At 33.2% G+C, this 22,676-nt stretch carries 25 protein-coding genes; 14 read left to right on the plus strand and 11 right to left on the minus strand.

Features of this window, described 5'->3' with window-relative positions:
• Nucleotides 1–211 (plus strand): peptidylprolyl isomerase (locus N4A40_11775; GenBank protein ID MCT4662533.1); only part of this gene is annotated, 211 nt, incomplete at its 5' end.
• Nucleotides 212–301: 90 nt separating this feature from the next.
• On the opposite strand, the gene N4A40_11780 is transcribed toward N4A40_11775, so the two are convergent.
• Nucleotides 302–502, minus strand: a complete 201-nt coding sequence (locus tag N4A40_11780; protein ID MCT4662534.1) for a hypothetical protein — start codon at nucleotides 500–502, stop codon at nucleotides 302–304.
• A gap of 245 nt (nucleotides 503–747) precedes the next feature.
• Between N4A40_11780 and N4A40_11785 the strand changes: the two genes are divergently transcribed.
• The gene (locus N4A40_11785; protein ID MCT4662535.1) at nucleotides 748–1,185 is read left to right on the plus strand and encodes a hypothetical protein; all 438 of its coding nucleotides are present in this window, start codon (nucleotides 748–750) and stop codon (nucleotides 1,183–1,185) included.
• Nucleotides 1,186–1,602: 417 nt separating this feature from the next.
• On the opposite strand, the gene noc is transcribed toward N4A40_11785, so the two are convergent.
• The 9 genes from noc to rpmH form a co-directional block, all read right to left on the minus strand.
• Nucleotides 1,603–2,400, minus strand: coding sequence for a nucleoid occlusion protein (noc, locus tag N4A40_11790; GenBank protein ID MCT4662536.1), 798 nt, complete (start codon nucleotides 2,398–2,400; stop codon nucleotides 1,603–1,605).
• Nucleotides 2,401–2,412: 12 nt separating this feature from the next.
• Nucleotides 2,413–3,123 carry a 16S rRNA (guanine(527)-N(7))-methyltransferase RsmG gene (rsmG, locus tag N4A40_11795; GenBank protein ID MCT4662537.1) on the minus strand — a complete coding sequence of 237 codons (711 nt, stop codon included), beginning with the start codon at nucleotides 3,121–3,123 and terminating at the stop codon, nucleotides 2,413–2,415.
• On the minus strand, nucleotides 3,110–5,035 hold the full coding sequence (gene mnmG, locus N4A40_11800; GenBank protein MCT4662538.1) for a tRNA uridine-5-carboxymethylaminomethyl(34) synthesis enzyme MnmG: 1,926 nt from the start codon (nucleotides 5,033–5,035) through the stop codon (nucleotides 3,110–3,112). Before mnmG ends, rsmG begins: the two co-directional genes overlap by 14 nt.
• Before the next feature lie 83 nt (nucleotides 5,036–5,118).
• Nucleotides 5,119–6,501, minus strand: coding sequence for a tRNA uridine-5-carboxymethylaminomethyl(34) synthesis GTPase MnmE (gene mnmE, locus N4A40_11805; protein ID MCT4662539.1), 1,383 nt, complete (start codon nucleotides 6,499–6,501; stop codon nucleotides 5,119–5,121).
• 68 nt (nucleotides 6,502–6,569) lie between these two features.
• Nucleotides 6,570–7,196 (minus strand): protein jag, encoded by a 627-nt coding sequence (locus N4A40_11810; protein MCT4662540.1) that lies wholly within the window; start codon nucleotides 7,194–7,196, stop codon nucleotides 6,570–6,572.
• A complete protein-coding gene (locus N4A40_11815; protein MCT4662541.1) occupies nucleotides 7,197–7,973 on the minus strand; it encodes a YidC/Oxa1 family membrane protein insertase in 777 nt (258 codons plus the stop codon).
• Nucleotides 7,974–8,023: 50 nt separating this feature from the next.
• Nucleotides 8,024–8,236: a membrane protein insertion efficiency factor YidD gene (yidD, locus tag N4A40_11820; protein MCT4662542.1), complete on the minus strand. Its 213-nt coding sequence runs from the start codon at nucleotides 8,234–8,236 to the stop codon at nucleotides 8,024–8,026.
• Entirely contained in the window at nucleotides 8,208–8,582 is a 375-nt protein-coding gene (gene rnpA / locus N4A40_11825) for a ribonuclease P protein component (protein MCT4662543.1), read from the minus strand. Before rnpA ends, yidD begins: the two co-directional genes overlap by 29 nt.
• Before the next feature lie 307 nt (nucleotides 8,583–8,889).
• Nucleotides 8,890–9,024 (minus strand): 50S ribosomal protein L34, encoded by a 135-nt coding sequence (rpmH, locus tag N4A40_11830; GenBank protein MCT4662544.1) that lies wholly within the window; start codon nucleotides 9,022–9,024, stop codon nucleotides 8,890–8,892.
• Nucleotides 9,025–9,664: 640 nt separating this feature from the next.
• Between rpmH and dnaA the strand changes: the two genes are divergently transcribed.
• The 11 genes from dnaA to N4A40_11885 all read left to right on the plus strand — a co-directional run bounded on the left by dnaA (nucleotide 9,665) and on the right by N4A40_11885 (nucleotide 20,795).
• On the plus strand, nucleotides 9,665–11,008 hold the full coding sequence (gene dnaA / locus N4A40_11835; protein MCT4662545.1) for a chromosomal replication initiator protein DnaA: 1,344 nt from the start codon (nucleotides 9,665–9,667) through the stop codon (nucleotides 11,006–11,008).
• A gap of 290 nt (nucleotides 11,009–11,298) precedes the next feature.
• Nucleotides 11,299–12,399 (plus strand): DNA polymerase III subunit beta, encoded by a 1,101-nt coding sequence (dnaN, locus tag N4A40_11840; GenBank protein ID MCT4662546.1) that lies wholly within the window; start codon nucleotides 11,299–11,301, stop codon nucleotides 12,397–12,399.
• A gap of 190 nt (nucleotides 12,400–12,589) precedes the next feature.
• Nucleotides 12,590–12,805, plus strand: coding sequence for a S4 domain-containing protein YaaA (yaaA, locus tag N4A40_11845; protein ID MCT4662547.1), 216 nt, complete (start codon nucleotides 12,590–12,592; stop codon nucleotides 12,803–12,805).
• 24 nt (nucleotides 12,806–12,829) lie between these two features.
• On the plus strand, nucleotides 12,830–13,930 hold the full coding sequence (recF, locus tag N4A40_11850; protein MCT4662548.1) for a DNA replication/repair protein RecF: 1,101 nt from the start codon (nucleotides 12,830–12,832) through the stop codon (nucleotides 13,928–13,930).
• A 10-nt stretch (nucleotides 13,931–13,940) separates the two neighbouring features.
• On the plus strand, nucleotides 13,941–14,219 hold the full coding sequence (locus N4A40_11855; protein MCT4662549.1) for a DUF370 domain-containing protein: 279 nt from the start codon (nucleotides 13,941–13,943) through the stop codon (nucleotides 14,217–14,219).
• A gap of 45 nt (nucleotides 14,220–14,264) precedes the next feature.
• The gene (gene gyrB, locus N4A40_11860; GenBank protein MCT4662550.1) at nucleotides 14,265–16,181 is read left to right on the plus strand and encodes a DNA topoisomerase (ATP-hydrolyzing) subunit B; all 1,917 of its coding nucleotides are present in this window, start codon (nucleotides 14,265–14,267) and stop codon (nucleotides 16,179–16,181) included.
• 68 nt (nucleotides 16,182–16,249) lie between these two features.
• On the plus strand, nucleotides 16,250–18,748 hold the full coding sequence (gene gyrA / locus N4A40_11865; protein MCT4662551.1) for a DNA gyrase subunit A: 2,499 nt from the start codon (nucleotides 16,250–16,252) through the stop codon (nucleotides 18,746–18,748).
• A 94-nt stretch (nucleotides 18,749–18,842) separates the two neighbouring features.
• Nucleotides 18,843–19,157 carry an STAS domain-containing protein gene (locus tag N4A40_11870; GenBank protein MCT4662552.1) on the plus strand — a complete coding sequence of 105 codons (315 nt, stop codon included), beginning with the start codon at nucleotides 18,843–18,845 and terminating at the stop codon, nucleotides 19,155–19,157.
• Nucleotides 19,158–19,172: 15 nt separating this feature from the next.
• Nucleotides 19,173–19,565, plus strand: a complete 393-nt coding sequence (locus N4A40_11875) for an ATP-binding protein (protein ID MCT4662553.1) — start codon at nucleotides 19,173–19,175, stop codon at nucleotides 19,563–19,565.
• Nucleotides 19,565–20,359, plus strand: coding sequence for a SigB/SigF/SigG family RNA polymerase sigma factor (locus N4A40_11880; GenBank protein MCT4662554.1), 795 nt, complete (start codon nucleotides 19,565–19,567; stop codon nucleotides 20,357–20,359). Before N4A40_11875 ends, N4A40_11880 begins: the two co-directional genes overlap by 1 nt.
• 13 nt (nucleotides 20,360–20,372) lie before the next feature.
• Nucleotides 20,373–20,795: a hypothetical protein gene (locus N4A40_11885; GenBank protein ID MCT4662555.1), complete on the plus strand. Its 423-nt coding sequence runs from the start codon at nucleotides 20,373–20,375 to the stop codon at nucleotides 20,793–20,795.
• A 52-nt stretch (nucleotides 20,796–20,847) separates the two neighbouring features.
• Here N4A40_11885 and N4A40_11890 read toward each other — a convergent pair whose 3' ends face one another.
• Nucleotides 20,848–21,462: a LemA family protein gene (locus N4A40_11890; protein MCT4662556.1), complete on the minus strand. Its 615-nt coding sequence runs from the start codon at nucleotides 21,460–21,462 to the stop codon at nucleotides 20,848–20,850.
• Between the two features lie 266 nt (nucleotides 21,463–21,728).
• Between N4A40_11890 and N4A40_11895 the strand changes: the two genes are divergently transcribed.
• Nucleotides 21,729–22,310, plus strand: a complete 582-nt coding sequence (locus tag N4A40_11895) for a DUF1836 domain-containing protein (GenBank protein MCT4662557.1) — start codon at nucleotides 21,729–21,731, stop codon at nucleotides 22,308–22,310.
• Nucleotides 22,311–22,676 lie beyond the last annotated feature (366 nt).

Raw genomic sequence — 22,676 nt, forward strand, 5'->3', positions numbered from 1 at the left:
AGTTGACCATCCTAGCTTAAATGGCAATTTCGCTCCATTTGGTAGGGTTATAAACGGTATGGACGTTATAGATGAGATATCTCGCACAAAAACTGATGCAAATGCTTCTGCTATAAATCCTGTAGTTATAAAAAATATCACTGTAGACACTTTTAATGTAAATTATAAAGAAGCAAGAAAGATGAAACTTCAAAACAAGGTATTGAATTAATCACACTATTATTGAAAAAACTGGGACTGATCTTTAATGTTAGAATTCTAACACTAAAGATCAGTCCCAGTTTTTTGTTTTCTATATTAATCATTTATTTTTCGACTTCATGATCCTAGCTAATATAAACAATCCTATCGCTACTATAGCGTAAATTCGATAAAATACAATTGTTCCTATAACTGGAATTTCCACCAAAAGAGTTGGATGATTTAGCGCATATCCAACAAATACTACAGCAATCAAAATCATAAGTATTCCAATCCAAAACAATATCCTTGATTTCTTCATAGCTAATTCGCCTCCATTTAATATGTATTAAATGTTTATAATCTTATCAGCTTCATGCTATCAAACTCATTCTGTAAAATCAACACTTTTCATAAAATGTCAATATTCGGGAATAAAACGTCAATTGAATATTTTGAACACACAGTTCTTTGCAGCTATTATCACATTTTCACTTGACTTTCATTCAATTTGCTATACAATGATGTTGAAATAGTCTTCAAAAAATCTTTATAGGGAGAATGCCAATGAAAAACATAAAAAAATCGTGGATAATTATCATCGCAATACTTCTATTCATTCTAATACCTTTTATACCAAAGAGTGCTAGCACCCTTTTAGAAAAAACTGATTCGATATCAGATATATACTATCTTTCCGTTAGCTGTGAAGAATTTGACTATGATAATGGTTATCAAATCGTGTACGAAGTGAAAACTGAGGATAAAGAAAAAATAGACAAACTTTATGACTACCTATCAAAAATCAGTGTGAGAAAAGCCTTCTATTTATTTAAACCTAATGACATAATTAGAGCCAATAAAACTTATTTGTTTACAGGGAGCATGAATTTTACAATAATCTCGGATAAATATATCTGTCCTCTAGGAAATCATGGCACATATATAAACACAGATGGGTTTGATATGGAGAAAATAAAAAGTATTCTAGATGAGTATATCTAAATTATTGAAAAAGGAGAACATACGGGAACGGATCTTTAGTGCTTAAATTCTAACACAAAAAGTCCATCCCCGTGTGTTCTTTTCTTTTTTTCCTGTGTGTTTTTTCAGAAGTTTACACCATTATTATATACTCTCATTTTTGTATTTTTATGCTTTGTTGTTTTCGGATTTTCTAGTTGTGTTTTCTATATTTTATATATTCGAATCTTTGCTTTTCGTTTTTGAATTATTGTCCGACGCGCGAATATCTATTTCATCGCATTCGTTTCCTTTTAGTGTTTTCTTTATTTTAATCATTTTTGTCCATTTTATTTTCCGCGCTTCGCCATTATGTATTTTTATGCTTTATTTGCAAATAAAAACAGGGGCAATACGCTCCTGTTTTTATTGATGTTTTTTGTCTTTTCTGTTTAGATACTATCTATTTTTGGGCAATTTCACAATTACCTCTATGCAATCGTCCTTTTCAACTTCTTTATAATCTACGTTAAGTCCAGTATCAGTTATTTCTTTACATGCTCTCTTCAAGGTATTCAGATAGATTCTATAATTAATAAGTGCTTTTATAGTTTGCTTATCTACTTTACCGTCGGTTTCGTTCATGGCTTCAAGCATATCGGCTATTAGTCTCTCACTTTTCTTAACTGTGAGGTCTTGCTTTACTATTTTTTCTACAGCCATAAGTCTATCTTTTTTCCCGGGTAATCTTAATAGAGCTCTCGCATGTCTCTCCGATAAATTATTTTCAAGACATATATCAAGTACATCATCACTTAATTTCAGAATTCTAAGTTTATTTGCTATTGCAGATTGACTCTTGCCAATTTTAGTAGCCAATGCCTTTTGAGTAAATTCATATTGATCGATAAGATTTCTATACCCTTGAGCCTCTTCCAAGAAGTTTAAATCTTCTCTTTGCAAGTTTTCTATAAGTGCCAGTGCAGCACTTGCTTCATCATCAATATCTACAACCAAGGCAGGAATTCTACCAATGTCAGCTATCTTTGATGCACGAAGTCTTCTCTCACCAGCTATTAGTTCAAACTTGCCGTCCTCACATTCTCTAACACTTATAGGTTGAAGTACTCCATATGCCTTTATTGATTCTGCTAATTCACTAAGAGCATTGTCAGAAAATGTTTTTCTAGGCTGAAATCTATTCGCCTTTATTTGATCTATATCGATATAAATAACTACTTTTCCTGATTGTTCCATAACTCAAACCTCCTACAAAGGATTTTTCTTTGGTTGTCCTGCTTGTCTTGGATAACGCTTTGGTGTTTTATTGATTTTCTTTATAACTACAAGATTGTGGTGCAAGTCACTATGTGGAATTTCTACATCTATTTTTTCGATGATTTTTCCACCTAATAGAGATATAGCTTTCTTGGCCGTATTCATTTCATCTCCAACTTCTGGTCCTTTCATAGCTATGAAATAACCGCCTACCTTTACATATGGAAGACAATACTCGCTTAGAGTACTTAAATTGGCCACAGCTCTTGATACTACTCTATCATATGATTCACGTCTATCTGTCTTGGCAAAATCTTCTGCGCGTCCATGAAGCGTTTCTATATTCTCAAGACCTAGTGTCTCTATTACTATATCGAGATAATTCAATCTTTTCTTTAGGCTATCCAATAAACTAATATTGAGCTCAGGGCGTAGTATTTTTAGAGGTATACCTGGAAAGCCGCCACCAGTTCCAACATCTAGTACTTTTAGTTCACCTTCAAAATAATTGGTTTTTAAAAGAGTCAAACTGTCTAAAAAGTGTTTTATATCTATTTCATCAGGATCTTTTATTGCTGTCAGATTTATTTTTTCATTCCATTCCATCAAAAGAGCTTTAAATACTTCAAATTCTTTTTGTTCTTTATCCGTCAATTCAATGTTCATTTCTTTTGTTCCCGATATCAATTTACTGAGCGTCATCTATTGTACTCCCCTCTTCATTAGTTCTAATTCTTTTTTGCTGTTCTAGGTAAACCAATAGCACGTTTACATCAGCTGGCGATACTCCAGATATTCTAGATGCCTGTCCTATAGAATCTGGTCTTATCTTATCAAGTTTTTGTCTAGCCTCTATTCTAAGTCCTTTAATGTCATCAAAATTAATATTTTCTGGTAATTTTTTACTTTCCATTTTCTTGAATTGCTCTATTTGTTTCAATTGTTTTTTAATATACCCATCGTATTTCGTCTTTATTTGTACCTGCTCAATTATGTCTGCATCTAATTCTGGTCTTTCATCATCAAAGCAAGCTAAACTCTCATAATTAAGTTCTGGTCTTTTTAGTAGATCTAATAATGGCTGTGTCTTTTTAAGCTCCGAATCTGCGATACCTGCCATTTTTTCTTTATTTTCAGCACTAGGTGTAACTCTTATTTCACTTAAGCGCTCTATTTCATTTTTTATTCCTATCTTTTTTTGCTGAAGTCTATCATATCTATCTTGAGATGCAAGACCAGCTTCATAACTTTTTTCCGTAAGTCTAAGATCTGCATTGTCCTGTCTAAGAGTAAGTCTATACTCTGATCTTGATGTCATCATTCTATAAGGTTCATTTGTTCCCTTTGTAGTCAAATCATCGACTAGAACTCCTATATAACCTTCTGATCTATCTATTATGAATGATTCTTTTCCATCTATTTTAAGACTTGCATTTATTCCAGCTATGATACCCTGAGCTGCTGCTTCCTCATATCCGCTACTTCCGTTTAATTGACCTGCACAGAATAAATTTTCTAAATGCTTGTATTCGAGACTTCTCTTCAAATCAGTTGGATCTATACAATCATACTCTATAGCATAGGCATCTCTCATTATAACGGCATTTTCAAGACCTCTTATAGATTGATACAATCTCTTTTGAACTTCAGCCGGAAGAGATGAACTAAGTCCTTGAATATACATCTCTTTAGTATCAAGTCCTTCTGGCTCTATAAATATTTGATGTCTCTCTTTATCTGCAAATCTAACTACTTTATCTTCTATTGACGGACAATATCTAGGCCCAGTACTCTCGATCACTCCTGTATAAAGAGGTGATCTATGCATATTTGCTTGAATTATTTCATGTGTGTTTTTATTAGTATATGTCAAATAGCATGGTATTTGTTCCTTTGATAAATCGCCACTTAAGAATGAAAACGGCACTATTTTTTCATCGCCTGGTTGTATTTCCATAGCTTCAAAATCTATGCTATCTCTGTGAACTCTAGCTGGAGTTCCCGTTTTAAATCTTCTAGTAGTGATATTTTTATCATTCATAGCTTTTGTCAAATACTTAGCTGGCATTAAATCTTGAGGACCAGCTTCGTAGTGAACTTCCCCTATAAATATCTTTCCACCTAAAAATGTTCCAGTAGCTAGTACAACTGCTTTTGAGTAAAATTTAGCTCCAGTTCTAGTTATAACGCCTTTTACACTGCCATCTTCTGCTATTAAGTCAACTACTTCTGCCTGTTTAAGAGTCAGGTTAGGCTCATTTTCAAGTACATTTTTCATATAAATATGATATTGTCTCTTATCAGCTTGAGCTCTAAGAGAGTGTACAGCTGGCCCTTTTGAAGTATTTATCATTCTACTTTGAATGAAAACCTGATCTATAGCCTTTCCCATTTCTCCGCCAAGAGCATCAACTTCTCTTACTAAATGCCCCTTAGCTGTTCCACCTATAGAAGGGTTACACGCCATCAGTCCAACTGCATCTAAAGATATAGTAAGTACTAATACTTTTTTTCCCATTCTTGCAGGAGCTAAAGCGGCTTCTATACCAGCATGTCCTGCACCAACTACTATCACATCATAATTGCCTGCTTCATAATATAACTTCTCATCCATTTCCATCTATTTATGACTCCCTTCTGCTTAATCACACACTACTAAACTTCCAACTATTAAATCATGTATTAACTTATTATTAGCTACTTTCCTACACAGAATTCACTAAATATACGATCTATTATATCTTCTTTAAGTGTTTCACCGCTGATCTCTCCTAAGTGATCCCAACAAGCTTTTAGATCTACCTCTATGCAGTCAACCGGCATTTGCATTTCTATAGTTTGAAGTGCTTCTTCTATTCGCTCTTTTGCATTTCTAAGCTGCTCTTTATGTCTTACATTCGTTATTATAGTATCATTTTGTACATTCAAGTCACCTTCAAAGAACATGTCTTTTAAAGTATTTTCAAGTCTATCTAATCCCGTCTTATTAAGAGCTGATATTTCAAATACCATATCGTGATTTACACTCTTTTCAAGTTCGGCTCTATCGAGTACGCTTGGTAAATCTGTCTTGTTTAGAAGTACTATGGATGATTTTTCTTTTATCAAGTTTAATATCTCATAATCCTCATCTGTCAATGAACTAGATTGATCAAATACTGCTATGATGAGATCAGCACTATTCACAAGATCTTTGGCTCTATCTACTCCCATTTTTTCAACTAAATCCTCTGTATCTCTTATACCAGCTGTATCAACTATCTTTAGAGGTATACCGTGTATATTTACATATTCTTCTATTATATCTCTAGTAGTACCAGGTATATCTGTTACTATTGCTCTATTTTCTCTAAGTACGGCATTCATGAGAGAAGATTTACCAACGTTTGGTTTGCCAAGTATTATCGTTTTCAATCCATCTCTAAGTATTTTACCTGTATCTACTGAAGATAGTAAGCTATCTATACCATCTAAAACTTCTAATCCTTCTTTTTTCAATTCTCCAAAAGTTACTTCTTCTATATCATCTTCTGGGTAATCAATAGATACTTGTATATGAGCAATCATTCGTAAAAGTAACTCTCTAAGTTCCTTTATAGCTGATGATATCTGACCATTTAGTTGATTAAGCGATACATCATATACTGCCTCTGTCTTTGCACTAATCAAATCCATAACAGCTTCAGCCTGACTCAAATCTAGTCTTCCATTTAAGAATGCTCTTTTGGTGAATTCTCCTGGCTCTGCTAGAATAGCTCCCTGCTCTAGTGTCAGCTGAAGTATTCTCCTAACAGGAATCATGCCACCATGACAGTGAATCTCTACGACATTTTCTGTAGTATACGATCGCGGCCCTAACATCTTAACTATGAGTATTTCATCTACCATTTGATCTGTTTTTGGATCATATATATGTCCATAATATAGTTTTCTATCTTCACCATTTTCAAGGCTTTTTCCCGCTGGATTTTTAAATAAGCTATCTGCAATAGCTATAGATTTTTCTCCGCTCAATCGAATTATTCCTATTCCAGCTTCTCCTGGTGCCGTTGCTATGGCTGCAATTGTTGCTTCTGCCATTTTTCTCCCTCCATTTTACGAAAAAAAGAATGTTGAAATCACCGAGATGATCCAACATCCTTTTAAGATTATTTCAATTCTATAACGACTCTTCTATATTCCCCTTCGCCTATACTATGGGTAGTCACAGCGTCATGTCCTTGTAGAGCTGAGTGGATAATCCTTCTCTCATAAGGATTCATCGGTTCTAACTTGATATTTCTTCCAGTTCGCTTCGCCTTAGATGCCATCTTTTGAGCAAGACTCTCAAGTGTTTCTTTGCGGCGCTCTCTGTAGTTTTCTGTATCTAACAATATCTTGACATAGCCTTCTCTTTTAGCATTTACAACTATACTTGTAAGGTACTGAATAGAGTCAAGGGTTGCCCCACGCTTTCCTATTATAAGACCCATGTCATGTTTATTTTCACCAACTAAATCAATTTTCAAATATTCACCTTCACGAGACATCTCAGGAACAGCTACTATTCCCATCTTTCCAACGACTTCTCGAAGAAATTTGTCTGCTAATACTTCTGGTGACTTATCCACGTCAATTTGAACCTTTGCTTCTTTGTTGCCAATAATACCTAAAAAACCTTTTGTTGGTTCCTCTAAGACGTGTATACTTACATCTTCCTTAGTCGCCCCAAGTTCTGCTAAAGCGGCTTCTACTGCTTCTTCTATGGTTTTTCCTGTCTTGACTATTGACTTCATCTAGATTTCCCCCTTGGACTTTCTAACTGGTTTATAGATAAAATAGTTTTGAACTATAGTTACCAAACTACTCATTACCCAATAAAGTGCCAAACCTGCTGGTAAGCTAATTCCAATCATAAGTATCATAAGTGGCATCATATACGTCATCATTTTTTGTGTTTGAGCAGCTTGACCACTAGCCTGAGCTCCGGTATTCATAGTCTTACTTTGTACAAATGTAAGTGCCGCTGCAATAACCGCTAAAACTGGAATAGCATAGCCCATTATTACTATACCATTTGTCATCCCTGCATATGCTCCTGATTCAAAAACATGATTTGCTGAGAAACCAATGTCTTTAACCCAGAAGAAACTTTTATTTATCTCTTCAAATACAAACGAGCTGTCATTGAAAAGGTATTGAGCTGGCTGTTGTAGCATTCTATAAAATCCAATGATTATAGGAAATTGGATTAATAGTGGCAAACATCCACCCATAGGGTTAACTTTGTGCTCTTGATACAATTTCATAGTTTCCATGTTGAGCTTTTCTTTATCATTTTTGTATCGCTCTTGTATTTTCTTAAGCTCTGGTTGAATCTTGTTCATTTCTTTCATTGAGTTCATCTGCTTAATTGTCAGTGGCAATAATAATAGTTTAAATATTATAGTTGTCACAATTACAGCTAATGCATAGGCAGATAAAACACCTGTATCTGCTGTCATGATGGCGCGAATACCACCATAAATTGCCTCTAACAACGGTGCCAAAATATTGGCAAAAAATTCTGTCATTCATTCTCCTCCTCTTACACGTTTAGTGAAAGTAATCACTCTCAACAGTTTTATTTTAAGGGATCGTAACCACCTGGATGCATCGGCGTGCATCGTAAGATACGCTTGATTGCCAAGTAACTACCCTTTAAAAAGCCGTATTTTTCTAAAGCTTCAATAGCATAGGCCGAACAAGTAGGATAAAATCTACAAGTTGACCGCCCTTTTAAAGGAGATATGTACTTTTGATAAAACCTAATCAGCCAAATCCCTATTTTTTTCATTTTTTCGGACCTCTTTTCTCAAGTTGGTAATCTTAAGACCGTGGGCCACGGCACTCATCATAGTTTTATAGTCTATCTGAGTAGCACTTGCTCTTGCGAGAATGATGATATCATATCCTGGCTTCACTTCAGATGCTAGATGACGAAAACTTTCTTTCATAAGTCGTCTAGTACGGTTTCTTACAACAGCTTTTCCTAATTTTTTGGTTGCTGTATATCCAATTCTACTGTACTCTAAACCATTCTCTTTATAAAATATCACCAAATGCCTATTTGCTTTTGATTTACCTTGATCATATACCGGACGATAGTCACGATTTGATCTTAATCTATACTTTTTTTCCATTACGTCCATCCATTCTAAAGGAATAAAAAAATCTTTTCCTTATTCTGATTATATCCAATATTAAGTCCTACAACAACCTTTTTCAATTTTCTTTACTTAAAAAAATTTTCATTTTTCCTTACTTAAAAAATTTTCAATTTTCTTTATTGCAAAACTTTATACCTATTACTATATTAAAAAGCTATACTAAAAAAAGCTATACTAAAAAAAGCTATATTAAAAAACTCTTTTCATTTTTCTGGGTTCACTATTTTCATTTGAATACAAGAAAAGGCCACTTCAATTGCGGCCCAGTTGTCTTATATAACTATGCTGTTAATTTCTTTCTGCCCTTAGTTCTACGTTTCTTAAGAATGTTACGTCCCGCTTTACTTGACATTCTTTTTCTGAAACCATGCTCTTTACTTCTCTGTCTTTTCTTTGGTTGATACGTTCTTTTCATGCAAAACACCTCCTTCAGTCGCTTTAGCTCTATAATATCTATGTATTTCGAGTCTTTCAGCAATAAACATATTACTACAACATTATATTAGCATCTTCTTTTAATGTCAAGAATTTTGTAAAAAATATAGATACATATAAAATTTGCACTATATATAGGAAGAAACTCAAAATATTATACTAAAAGTTGTGTTTTAGGTATCCATTTTAACTAATATCCTGTGTATAAACTTAGTCACAATTCCCATCTTTTGTGGATATCTTTTGTTTTTGTGTTGATAGTTGTCCACAATTTTGATATGATAGTAGAGCGATGTGGATTTATTTATCAACAGCATCAAGTTATACACAGTCTGTGGATGTTTTTGTGTATAAGTTGTATTTTTTTTCTAAATTTGCTATCTATCTTGGCTTATTTAGTACTTTTTTCATCCACAATTATCTATTTTATCATCTTGTTGATAATCTGCATAGCATATTTTACTAAATTTATTGTCCATAGATTTATCCACATAATTTTTTCTATTTTGTGTATTAATATCATCGTTTTTTTATAGCCTATTTGTGTTGATAAATTTGTTGATAATTCGGGACTTTGGATTTTATTTTTTATGATCCAAATGATAATAGGAGGCATTTATATGAATTTCGATTTAAACGACATCTGGACCTCAGCTCTAAATCTTATTAGAGAAGAATTGACTCCAATGAGTTTTTCTACTTGGATTGAAACTATCAAACCGTTGTCAATCACCGAGAATAAACTTTATTTGAGTACACAAGATGAATTTACAAAGGGAATATTGGAAAATCGCTACGCTATTCTTGTAAAAAACGCCATAAAGCAAATTACAGGTACTTCGTATGAGATAATTTTTTCCATACCGTCTTCTGAAGATAGCGGTAGCACAGTTTCTGAGACTGTTCCTGAAAAAACTGCAAAACCCGTAGATGACAATGTTTTAGGAAAAACATTAAATCCTAAATACACATTTGAAAAGTTTGTCATCGGAAATAATAACCGTTTTGCTCATGCTGCGTCACTTGCCGTAGCCGAATCTCCAGCTAATGCCTATAATCCGCTTTTCATATATGGAGGCGTTGGACTTGGAAAAACTCACTTGATGCATGCTATTGGTCACTATATTTTAAAGCAAAATCCAAGTGCAAAAGTAGTTTATCTATCGAGCGAAAAATTTACAAATGAGTTGATAAACTCAATCAGAGATGATAAAAATATTGAATTTAGAAATAGATATAGAAATGTAGATGTACTATTAATAGATGATATTCAATTCATTGCAGGTAAAGAAAGTACTCAAGAAGAGTTTTTTCACACATTTAATGCTCTTCATGAAGCTAATAAGCAAATCGTACTATCTAGTGATAGAACTCCAAAGGAGATTCCAAAACTAGAAGATCGTCTAAGATCAAGATTCGAAGGTGGGCTTATAGCTGATATTCAACCTGCAAATCTCGAAACTAGAGTTGCTATACTACAAAAAAAGGCTAATGAAGATAATTTAGAAATAGACGATGAAGTTCTACAATATATAGCTCATAAAATCGAGTCAAATATTCGAGAATTAGAAGGTGCTCTGACTAGAGTCATAGCTTATTCAACTCTAACTAATAGAGATATTAATATTGATTTGGCTAATGAGGCTCTGAAAGATATAATTTCAAATGCACCAAAGCAAATAAATGTAGCTCTCATAAAAGATATTGTTGGAAAACAATACAATGTCAAAAAAGAAGATTTTGATTCTAAAAAAAGAACTAGAAATATAGCATATCCAAGACAAATTGCTATGTATCTTACTCGAGAACTTACAGACTTGTCTCTGCCAAAAATTGGAGAAGAGTTTGGAGGTAGGGATCATACTACAGTTATACATGCTTACGAAAAAATTAGCTCAGAAATAAAAGAAAAAGCTGATTTTAAACATCAAATAGATGAACTTATCGGAAAGATAAAGAATTAGATTCTCTAAAGTGAGTTTCTTGATTGAATTATATATTTTTTTGACTAAAAACTTATTCACAATGCTATGTGCTTAAAATGTTATTCGCATGTGAATAAGTTTTTGTGTATAATAAAGAGAGTGGATGATGTGTATAACTCTCTTTAGTTATACATAATTTTTACACAGGGGCAATTCTCATGGCTATGGGGGTTTGATAGACTTATCCCGATATCCACAGGCCCTACTACTATTACTACTAAGTTAAGTTATATATTTATAGAGTATTGCACATAGGGAGGTTATACACAGTGAAACTAAGAATTACACAACCAGCCTTGGCAAAGGCTATTCAAATAGTACAAAAAGGAATCTCTTCTAAAACAACATTGCCTATACTTACCGGTATACTTATGGAAGCTAAAGGTGATATGCTAAAACTTACAGGTACAGATTTAGAACTTGGAATAGAAACTTTTGTTCCATGTGATATTGAAAGAGAAGGTTCAGTAGTTGTAACTGCAAATATTTTTGGTGAAATTATTAGAAAATTACCTAATTCTACTATTGATCTAGAAGTTTTTTCAAATCACAATATTTTAATAGAATGTGAGTATTCAGAGTTTAATATATTAGGTCAATCACCAGCAGAATATCCAAAACTACCATATGTAGACAAGGATAGATTTATAAATTTACCAAAAGATTTGTTTAAAACAATGATTAGACAAACTGTTTTTGCAGCAGCTCAAGATGAAACAAGACCAATACTTACAGGAGCGCTTTTAGAAGTTGAAGAAAGTTTACTAAATTTAGTAGCTCTTGATGGATATAGATTGGCATTTAAGCAAGTTGAAGTTGAAACACCTCAAGATTTAAAAGTAGTTATTCCTAGTAAAACACTAAATGAAATAAATAAAATACTTGAAGATGAGGAAGAGAATTTAGCTATTTACTTCACTACAAGTCATATTTTGTTTAATTTAGGAGATACAATTATTACATCGAGACTTTTAGATGGACAGTTTTTGAATTACAAAGACATTATAAGAACAGAGTACAAAACTCGCATAAAAGTAAAAACTAAACAACTTCAAAGTAGTATTGAAAGAGCTTCGCTTCTTGCCAAAGAGGGAAAAACTAATTTGATCAAGCTAGAAATAAAGAATGATCAAGTTATGATTCGCTCAAATTCTGACATTGGTAAGGTACAAGAGGAAGTTCCAGTAGAACTTGAAGGCGACGATATAGTGATAGCATTTAATTCAAGATATCTAATCGATGGATTAAAAGCTGTGAATTCGGAAGAGATTTACATGACATTTGTTAGCAATGTAAATCCTTGTATAGTTCATCCAATAAATGATGAAAAATATACTTATTTGATACTTCCAGTTAGAATTCCAGATTAAAGAAATATTTAATCCACTGTGGAAAACGCAAATTGCGGAAATTATCCACAGTGGATTATTTTTTTATTTTTCAAGCCAAAATGTGTATTTTGCTAAATTTAGCATCAGTTGTGGATAAATTTTGGTTATAAGATAGTTTGAATGAAAAGTCCATTCAGTGTATAATAAACGGTGGGAAGGAAGGTGCACCATGAACGAAATAAAAATCAAAACAGAATTTATTAGATTAGATCAATTATTAAAATTTGCAGATATTGCACAAACAGGAGGACACGCTAAGATATTGATTAGTGATGAGACTGTTAAAGTCAATGGAGAAATTTGTACTCAGCGTACTAAAAAGATAAGACCTGGAGATGTTGTTGAGGTTGAGGGCGAAGAATCCATTAAGATTTTAGAGCAATAACCAAAAGGGGACGGAGCGGTTGACGTGCATGTAAATGAAATTCATTTGATTCAATATAGAAATTATAGGGGATTGAAAGTTAGATTAAATCCCAAATTAAATATATTCTTAGGAAAGAACGCACAGGGGAAGACTAATTTGCTAGAAGCAATTTACCTAGGAGCAGCGGCCAAATCATTTAGGGGAAACAAAGATCAAGAAATGATTCAATTAGGTAAAAATGCTGCATATGTTGGGATTTCATATGAAGATGATTTGGGAGAGCATAAACTGGAATTTAAATTTCAAAAAGATAAGACAAAGAGGTTTAAAAGAAATGGACTAGAACTTCAAAAAACAAGTGAAATAATAGGTCATATAAATGTGGTAATATTTTCACCGGAGGATTTGAAGATAGTAAAAGAAGGTCCAATCGTTAGGCGCGCTTTTTTGAATAATGAATTATCTCAAATAAAACCTCGTTATAGATATGCGCTGTATAAATACAACAAGGTTATTCGTCAGAGAAATAATTATTTAAAGTCAATAAAATATGGCGGTAAAGATGAGGCGCTTTTGGATGTTTATGATGATCAACTAGCAGAGTACGGAAGTGATATATTAAAATTTCGAATTCAGTTCATAGATCGTTTGTCTATATTTTCAAAAAAAATTCACGAGAAGATAACACATGGGGCAGAGGGGTTAAAACTCAAATATGAAACGAGTGTTTCTTTAGATGGTGATTTAAGAGATAATCTAAAGCGAGCTTTTGTGGGAGCGCGTTTAGAAGACATAGAGAAAACTAGGACATCCGTAGGGCCACATAGAGATGATTTTTCAATATGGATAAATGATTTAGAGGCAAAAGTTTATGCATCACAGGGACAGCAAAGAACGGCAGCATTGTCTGTAAAATTAGCAGAAGTAGATCTGATGAAAGCAGAAAGTGGAGAGTATCCTATACTTTTATTAGATGATGTTTTGTCAGAACTTGATTTGAGTAGAAGACAAGATTTGATATCTGCGTTTAAAGGTATACAGACTATAGTTACTACGACAGATGATGAAGATCTTCGTGCGCTTACAGATCTAGACAAGAGCTTTTATCACATATCAGAAGGTGATATTACAAAGGTCGAGTAGGAGGTATGAAATGTATTTACACATTGGCAATGGACATATAGTTTTGAGAAGGGAAGTATTAGCTATATTGGATAAAAAAACGAGTATGGCCAGTTGTGATACAAGGGCTTATATCGAGCGGTATAAAAAGAAAAATGAGCTAATAAATATCAATGTTTGCGGTAGAGAAATTAGTTCTTATATTGTTACAATCAAGGAAGATGGTAATACAGTGATTTATTCAACTCCACTTAAGTCATCGACTTTAGTCAAGCGTATGAATTCAGTGGTAGATGGGGAATGGATGTAATTTTAGTGGTGGAATATTAAAAGAGAGAATAGAGGTGCAGTATACATGTCGAATGAAAGAAATTATGGGGCAAATCAGATTCAGGTTTTAGAGGGATTGGAGCCTGTAAGAGTTAGACCGGGTATGTACATAGGTAGTACGGGGCCAAGAGGTTTGCATCATATGGTTCAAGAAATCGTAGATAATAGTGTGGACGAAGCGTTAGCTGATATTTGTGATACTATTGATATTTTTATTAATGAAGATGGATCAGTTACAGTTAAGGACAATGGTAGTGGTATACCTGTTGAGAAACATCCGAAAACTGGAAAGTCTACAGTGGAGACGGTATTGACAGTTCTTCATGCAGGTGGTAAATTTGACAACAATGCATACAAGGTATCAGGTGGTCTACACGGTGTTGGTTTATCAGTAGTAAATGCGCTATCTGAATTTTTAGAAGTGCAGGTTAAGAGGGACGGTAAACTTTATCGTCAAACATATGAACGAGGTAATGTTACTTCACCTCTAGAAGAGATAGGATGCAGTGAATCTCACGGTACAACTATTACGTTTTTACCTGATTCAACTATTTTTGAAGAAACAGATTTTGATTATTCAACTCTAGAGCATAGATACAGAGAAACTGCTTTTCTAAACAAAGGTCTTCAGATAAATTTAGAAGACAAGAGGAATGGAAGAGAAAAAAGATCAGAATTTTGTTTTGAAGGTGGTTTAAAGGAGTTTGTAGCATATTTAAATAAACATAGAACGTCTATACAGCCATCTGTCATTTATTGTGATGCAAGCAGACCAGAATGTGAAGTTGAAGTGGCTATGCAATATACAGATAGTTATACTGAAAATCTTCATACATTTGTAAATAATATAAATACTCCAGAGGGCGGTACACATTTGAGTGGTTTTAAAGCTGCGCTTACTAGAGTTATAAATGATTATGCCAATAAAAATAATTTCTTGAAAGACAATGAGAAAAATCTTTCAGGAGAAGATATTAGAGAAGGTCTTACAGCTATAATCTCAGTTAAAGTTCCAGATCCACAGTTTGAGGGACAGACAAAAGCTAAACTTGGTAGTAGTGAAGTAAGGGGAGCTGTAGATTCTGTTGTATCAGAAGTGCTATCAGCGTTCTTAGAAGAAAATCCAAAGGAAGCGAAAGTTGTAATAGATAAAGCGCTTAATTCTGCTAGAGCTAGAGAAGCTGCTAGAAAGGCAAGAGATTTAACTAGAAGAAAGAGTGTGCTTGAAGCATCTACTCTTCCAGGAAAGCTTGCAGATTGTGCTGAGAAAGATGCTGCAAAGTGCGAAGTTTATCTAGTCGAGGGAGATTCTGCCGGTGGTAGTGCTAAGCAAGGTAGAGATAGAAGAACTCAGGCTATATTGCCACTAAAAGGTAAAATCATGAATATAGAAAAGGCCAGACTGGATAAGGTTTTAAGTTCGGATGAAATAAAGGCTATGATAACAGCATTTGGCTGTGGTATTGGTGAAGAGTTTAATATCGAAAAGCTTAGATATCACAAAATAGTAATCATGACCGATGCCGATGTCGATGGTGCTCATATCAGAACGCTTATACTTACGTTCTTGTATAGATATATGAAACCACTTATAACTGAAGGTTATGTGTATATTGCACAGCCGCCACTTTATAAGGTGACAAAGGGAAAGGCTATCCACTATGCATATAGTGATGAAGAGCTAAATGAAATACTTGAAAGTATTGGAAGAAATGGATATTCAATTCAGCGTTACAAAGGTCTTGGAGAGATGAACCCAGAGCAGCTTTGGGAAACTACTATGAATCCAGAACATAGAATACTTCTTAGAGTAGATATAAAAGACGAGGTTGCAGATGAGGTTGCAGATGAGATATTTGTTAAGCTCATGGGAGATAAGGTTGAACCTAGAAGAGAATTTATAGAAGAAAATGCTAAATACGTTCGCAATTTAGATTTTTAGAACATCAGAGCAAAGTAAATTTAATATATTTGCTTATGTAATTTGTAATTAGGAGGCAATACAGACTCATGGATCAAACAAACGAAAAGAGAGATAAAATCATACCCATTAGAATAGAAGAGGAAATGAAGAAGTCTTATTTGGACTATGCGATGAGTGTTATCGTCAGCCGTGCACTGCCTGATGTTCGAGATGGACTTAAACCAGTACACAGAAGAATACTTTATTCTATGGATGAATTAAAACTTACATCAGATAAACCGCATAGAAAATCGGCTCGTATAGTCGGAGATTGTTTAGGTAAGTATCACCCACATGGTGATAGCTCAGTTTATCAAGCGATGGTAAGATTAGCACAGGATTTTTCAACTAGATATCCTCTAGTTGATGGACATGGTAACTTTGGTAGTGTCGATGGAGATGGCGCAGCAGCTATGCGTTATACAGAGGCTAGAATGGCCAAAATAGCTCAAGAAATGCTTAGAGATTTGGACAAGGAGACTGTTGACTATGGTCCAAACTTTGATGAATCACTTAAAGAGCCGTTGGTTTTACCAAGCAGATATCCAAATTTACTTGTAAATGGTACTAATGGTATAGCTGTTGGTATGGCTACTAGTATACCACCTCACAATTTAGGTGAAGTAATAGATGGTGCTGTAATGCTGATAGACAATCCAGATGCGAGCATTAGAGATTTGAATACTGTTATAAAGGGACCAGATTTTCCAACTGGTTCAACTATAACTGGTAGAGCAAATATAAGAAATGCTTATGAAACTGGAAGAGGTAAGGTTGTAGTTCAAGCTAAAACTGAAATAGAAGAGATGAAAAATGGTAAGTGTAGAATTGTCGTTACAGAAATACCTTACCAAGTTAACAAGTCTAGACTTATAGAAAAAATAGCTCAACTAGTTCGTGAAAAGAAGGTTGATGGTATAACGGATTTGAGAGATGAGTCTGACAGAACTGGAATGAGAATAGTAATAGAACTTAGAAGAGATGTAAATTCTAATGTTGTATTAAATACATTATACAAACACACTCAATTACAAGATTCTTATAGTATAATAATGCTTGCTCTTGTAAACGGAGAGCCAAAGGTACTTAATCTTAAAGAGGTTCTAGAACATTATTTGGTGCATCAAAAAGATATAGTTACTAGAAGAACTCAATACGATTTAAGGAAAGCTCAGGATAGAGCTCATATACTAGAAGGACTTAGAATAGCACTTGACCATATAGATGAGATCATCAAACTTATAAGAGGTTCTAAAACTGGGGCGGAAGCTAAGGTAGCACTTATTGAGAGCTATAAGCTTTCAGAGAAGCAAGCACAGGCAATATTGGATATGAGACTCCAAAGGCTTACAGGTTTAGAGCGAGATAAGATTGAGAATGAGTATAATGGTTTACTTGAAGTTATTAAAGGATATCAAGAGTTATTAGCTGATGCTCATTTGATTATGAATGTAGTAAAAGAGGAAATGCTTGAGATAAAAGCGAAATATGCTGATGAGAGAAGAACAGCTATTACGCATTCAGTAAATGAAATAAATATAGAAGATATGATTGAAGAAGAGAATGTAGTTGTTACATTGACTCATTTTGGATATATCAAGAGAATGAAAGAGGACACTTATAGACTTCAAAGAAGAGGTGGAAGAGGTGTTGCTGGTCTTAGTACTAGAGAGGAAGATTTTGTAGAAAATATATTTATGACATCTACTCATGATCATTTATTATTCTTTACAAACTTTGGTAAGGTATATAGAATAAAGGCTTATCAGATTCCAGAAGCTGGTAGACAGGCGAAGGGAACTGCTATAGTTAATTTATTGCCATTAGACCCAGAAGAAAGAATAAAGGCGGTTATGCCAGTAAGAGAATTTAGTGACAATGAGTATCTATTATTTATTACTAAAAATGGTCTGGTTAAAAAGACAGAACTTAGTCAATATAGCTCTATAAGAAAGACTGGACTTCAGGCGATCAATCTAAGAGAAGATGACAATCTTATGAATGTCAAGAAAACTGATGGTTCATGCGAAGTTTTAGTTGTAACTAAAAGAGGCCAATCTATACGCTTTGAAGAGGAGCAGGTTAGACCTATGGGTAGAACTGCATCTGGAGTTAGAGGCATAAAACTAGAAGAGGGCGACGAAGTAATTGCAGCTGATTTATCTAATGAGGGTGATTATTTGATGGTAATCAGCGAGAAAGGCTTCGGAAAAAGAACATCTCTTGATGAATATAGATCTCAAACTCGTGGAGGAAAAGGTATTAGAACATACAATATAAAAGAATCTACTGGTGAATTAGTTGAGGCTAGAATTGTTAGTGATGAAGATCAAATTATGTTAATAAGTTTTGATGGTATAGTCATAAGAATGAATCTTGCAGATGTACAGCCAAAGGGTAGAAGTACCCAAGGTGTTCGCTTGATGAACTTAGATGATGGAGATAGAGTTGTGTCATTAGCTAAAGTAATTGGCGAAGAAGATGATGATGATTCAGAAAACGAAGAAACTACACAAGGTGAAAATTTAGATCAAGGTGAAAATTAAAGTTAACTATTATATAAACTTCAATAATATTGAAGGAGTTTGTGTATTTTTGTAGAATATATAGTTAAGCATAATGCGAGAGGAGGCGATTTTTTTGTCGTTACATTTGGACAAGAAATTTGACGAAGTGCGTAGTGCATGGGTATTGGTGCCTATGGGGGATATAGACATTTATAGTGCACCAGAATTTAAAAAAGAGCTTATAGGGTTAATAGATGAAGAGAATAGTGATGTAATCATTGATGGTGCAGAATTAGACTATATTGACAGCACAGGACTCGGCGTATTAATAAGTGGTTTAAAGAGAATTAGGTTAAATGATAAGACTATAATTATTGAAAATATCAAACCGAATATCAGTAAATTATTTGACATAACAGGACTAAATAAAGTTTTTGTTATGAAATAGCGAGGTGACTAGGTCATGAAAGAGTACATTAGCTTAAAAATACCTAAAGCGCCAGAGTATGTGAGTTTGGTAAGACTAAATTCATCAGCAGTTGCTAATACTATGGCATTTGATTTTGAAGAAATTGATGATATAAAAATAGCAGTCGCTGAAGCCTGCAATAGTATAATAGAAGATGGACAAGGCGAAGATTCGTGTATTGAAATATGCTATGAAAAGGGATTGGATTATTTGACGATAGAAATCAAAACAGATTCGAAGATTAGTTGTCAAATGGAAAAAGCAGAAGATCCATTAAATCAAAATTTGAGTATGATAATAATACAGACTATTATGGATGAAGTAGAATGTATAGATAAAGAATTTAATGGGGTAAGGATGACAAAAAGGATAGGAGTAGATGCGTAATGTCTACAGCTGCTAAGAGAAGTTCATCGAAAAAACGTAAAGAGCAAAACGAGGCTTACAAAAAACTTTTTAGAGAGTACAGAGAGACTAAAGATATGAAGGTTCGCGAAGAGCTTATAGCACATTACCTTTATATTGCAGAAATACTAGCCAAGAAATATGCTAATAAGGGTATCGAGTATGAAGATATTTATCAGGTTGCGTGTGTGGGTCTTATTTATGCTATAGATCGATTTGATATCGAAAAAGGTTATGAGTTCTCTAGTTTTGCGACGCCGACAATTATTGGAGAAATAAAGAAACATTTTAGAGATAAGGGATGGTCTATTAGGGTTCCTAGAAGAATACAGGAATTGTCTAAGAAGATTAATAATGCCAAGGTGACATTGAGTCAAGAGCTTCAAAAAACACCAGGTATTTCGGATATAGCTAAATATCTTAATTGCTCGGAAGAGGAAGTTCTTGAAGCGATGGAAGCTAGTAATGTATATAATGTTAATTCTCTAGATTCGACACTAGATGCAGATAGTGACGATAAGGATATAAGTCTGTCTGCATTGGTCGGAGAGAATGATAAATATTTCCTCAGAATAGAAAATCGAGATTTTTTATTACAAACTATAGAAAAGCTCGATGATGTTGAAAAGAAAATTTTGACTGATAGGTATTTTAAAAGAAAGACACAAATAGCAATAGCTAAAGATGTTGGACTTAGTCAAATGACAGTTTCTAGAATTGAGAAGAAGATTATAGAAAAATTTAGAAAAGAATTGATGAAAATCTATAAAAGCTGAGTGAGGAATTCTTATGAATAGAAAAATATTTGTATACGCTAATATTATATCTATGTTGGTAATGGGTATATGCATGACTGTATATATGTCGTTTTATCAGAATTTGGGATGGTATACACAGCTAAAAGATCATGTCAATTTGATATTTATATTGATAGTACCTATATTGTTTATATGTGGTGAGACTTTATTGACTTTAAAGCGAAGTATGCCTATAGATAAAGTAAATGCATCTCTTCCATTTATAGCGGTATGTATAGTAGTTATACCAGCATTCATAGATGGAAGAATAGAAAAAACGTTAAGTGGTATTGGTGCATTACTATCAATGGCTATGCTTTTAATTATGGCAATAAGTTTTATGTACAATGCCAAGAAATTGAAGATTAAAAATGGCAAGTATAAAAGCCATGATGATTATAAAATAAAAAAATAACAAAAAGATCTATTGAAAATTAGTTTTTCAGTGGATCTTTTTTGTTATAGATCTATTCAACTATGGACCATTGGTATTGAGCCTGTTCTATTCTTTTCAATGAAGTGAAATATTCTTTTTGAACTAAATAGCTAAGTGGAAGAGCGGAATTCAAATTACTATCAAATAAATCAAGCTTTTTCAGTTTGAAAATTGGTGCAATAGTTTTTAGTGGAAAAGAATTCAATAACTCGTTGTAATCAGTTACAGAATCTTCGTAAGCAGTTGTGTATGTAGTCAAATCTACATCAATGATACTACACTTAGTATTGAAATCTAAGAAAATTGCTTCTGATTGTATTTGAGGATAGTCTTTTTCTAACGAAATTATTAAATCATTAAAGTTAGAATCTAAGGTCCTATATTTATTTAGAGTAGTTGCTTTTGTATATTGATTCCTTAATTTTGCAAGCGTTATGAAATACTTTCCATTTTTTTCGCGTTCCATATTTTGAGTAAATGAAATCAGTGATGGAAACAAATTTGCCTTATATTCATAGCATAGTTGTAGTTCCATCCAATTTTGTTTTATTGAAAGCTCTGATTCACAGAGTTTTTTGTAAGTCCAAGCAGTAGTCAAAGCTAATAAGGTGCATATTGCAATTAGTAAAAATATCATTTTTCTCATATTCAACATCTCCTAATATACTTTTTAAAAATACAAAATATAGTTTTATTATATATCTAAAGTAGTTTTGATAACTACTTTAGATATATAATAAAACTATATCGCGATAGAGTCAAAAGCGAAAAAGAGTGAATAGAAAGATTTATTGACTTAAATCTCTATTTTTCTTTAAAATACTAATAAATTCTATTAATATCTCGATATATAATACAATTAAACTTGTAATCTAGTTTTTGATACTATATAATTAAAAAGAGGTGATAATAATGGATCAAGTGAAAATGAGACAATTTATAGAAGAAAGTGCACTTAGAGAGTGTATTGATTTGAGTGAGATACCAGATATGGAATTTTATATGGAACAAGTTACAAAGTTTATGGATAATAAATTAGAACCTACAAAGAGAAATCAAGAGGATAAGATACTTACAAAAACCATGATAAACAACTATACTAAGGCTGGAATACTAATGCCACCTGTAAAAAAGAAATATAGTAAGGATCATATAATATTGATGTTATTGGTATATCAGCTAAAACAAGTACTATCATTAGAGGATATTAAGACCCTTTTTACAAAAATACTTGGTGATATGACTACGACTGAAGATGATTTGGTATCACTAGAAGACATATACTCTATGTTTAATGATTTGAAAAAAAGTGGTTTTACTACGGTAGAAGATTTAATAGAAGGACATATAGAAGCAATTAAGGAAAGAACTAAAGACATAGAAGATGATGAATCTAAAAGACAATCAGAGTTGTTCTTGCTTGTTATATCAATGATTGCAGAGGCAAATGCATTAAAGAGATTGTCTGAAAAAATAATAGATACAATGTTTTAGATCATCGTATTTATAAATTTGACTAAATGGAATGAAAAGTCAGAAATAAAGAAACACTAGGCGGAGTTGCTGATAAGTATAAAAAAACTTTAAAAAAGGGCTTGCAAAAGTATTTGTATCTTGGTATACTATAGAAGTCGCTGAAACACGACAGGCCACAAACGCCTAGATTCAGCGGTTGAGAAGGAAATTGATTGAAAAAACTTTTAAAAAGTTCTTGACAAACAAACTTCTCGCTAGTATAATAATAAGAGTCGACAGCAAAGAGCTGGAGGCGAGAAACGGCCTTTGAAAATTGGATAGTGAGATAAATTTCGTTTCATTTATATATGAAACGAGCAACCAAAATGTCACAAGATTTTGTGA

The organism is Tissierellales bacterium, assembly GCA_025210965.1.
GTDB lineage: Bacteria > Bacillota > Clostridia > Tissierellales > JAOAQY01 > JAOAQY01.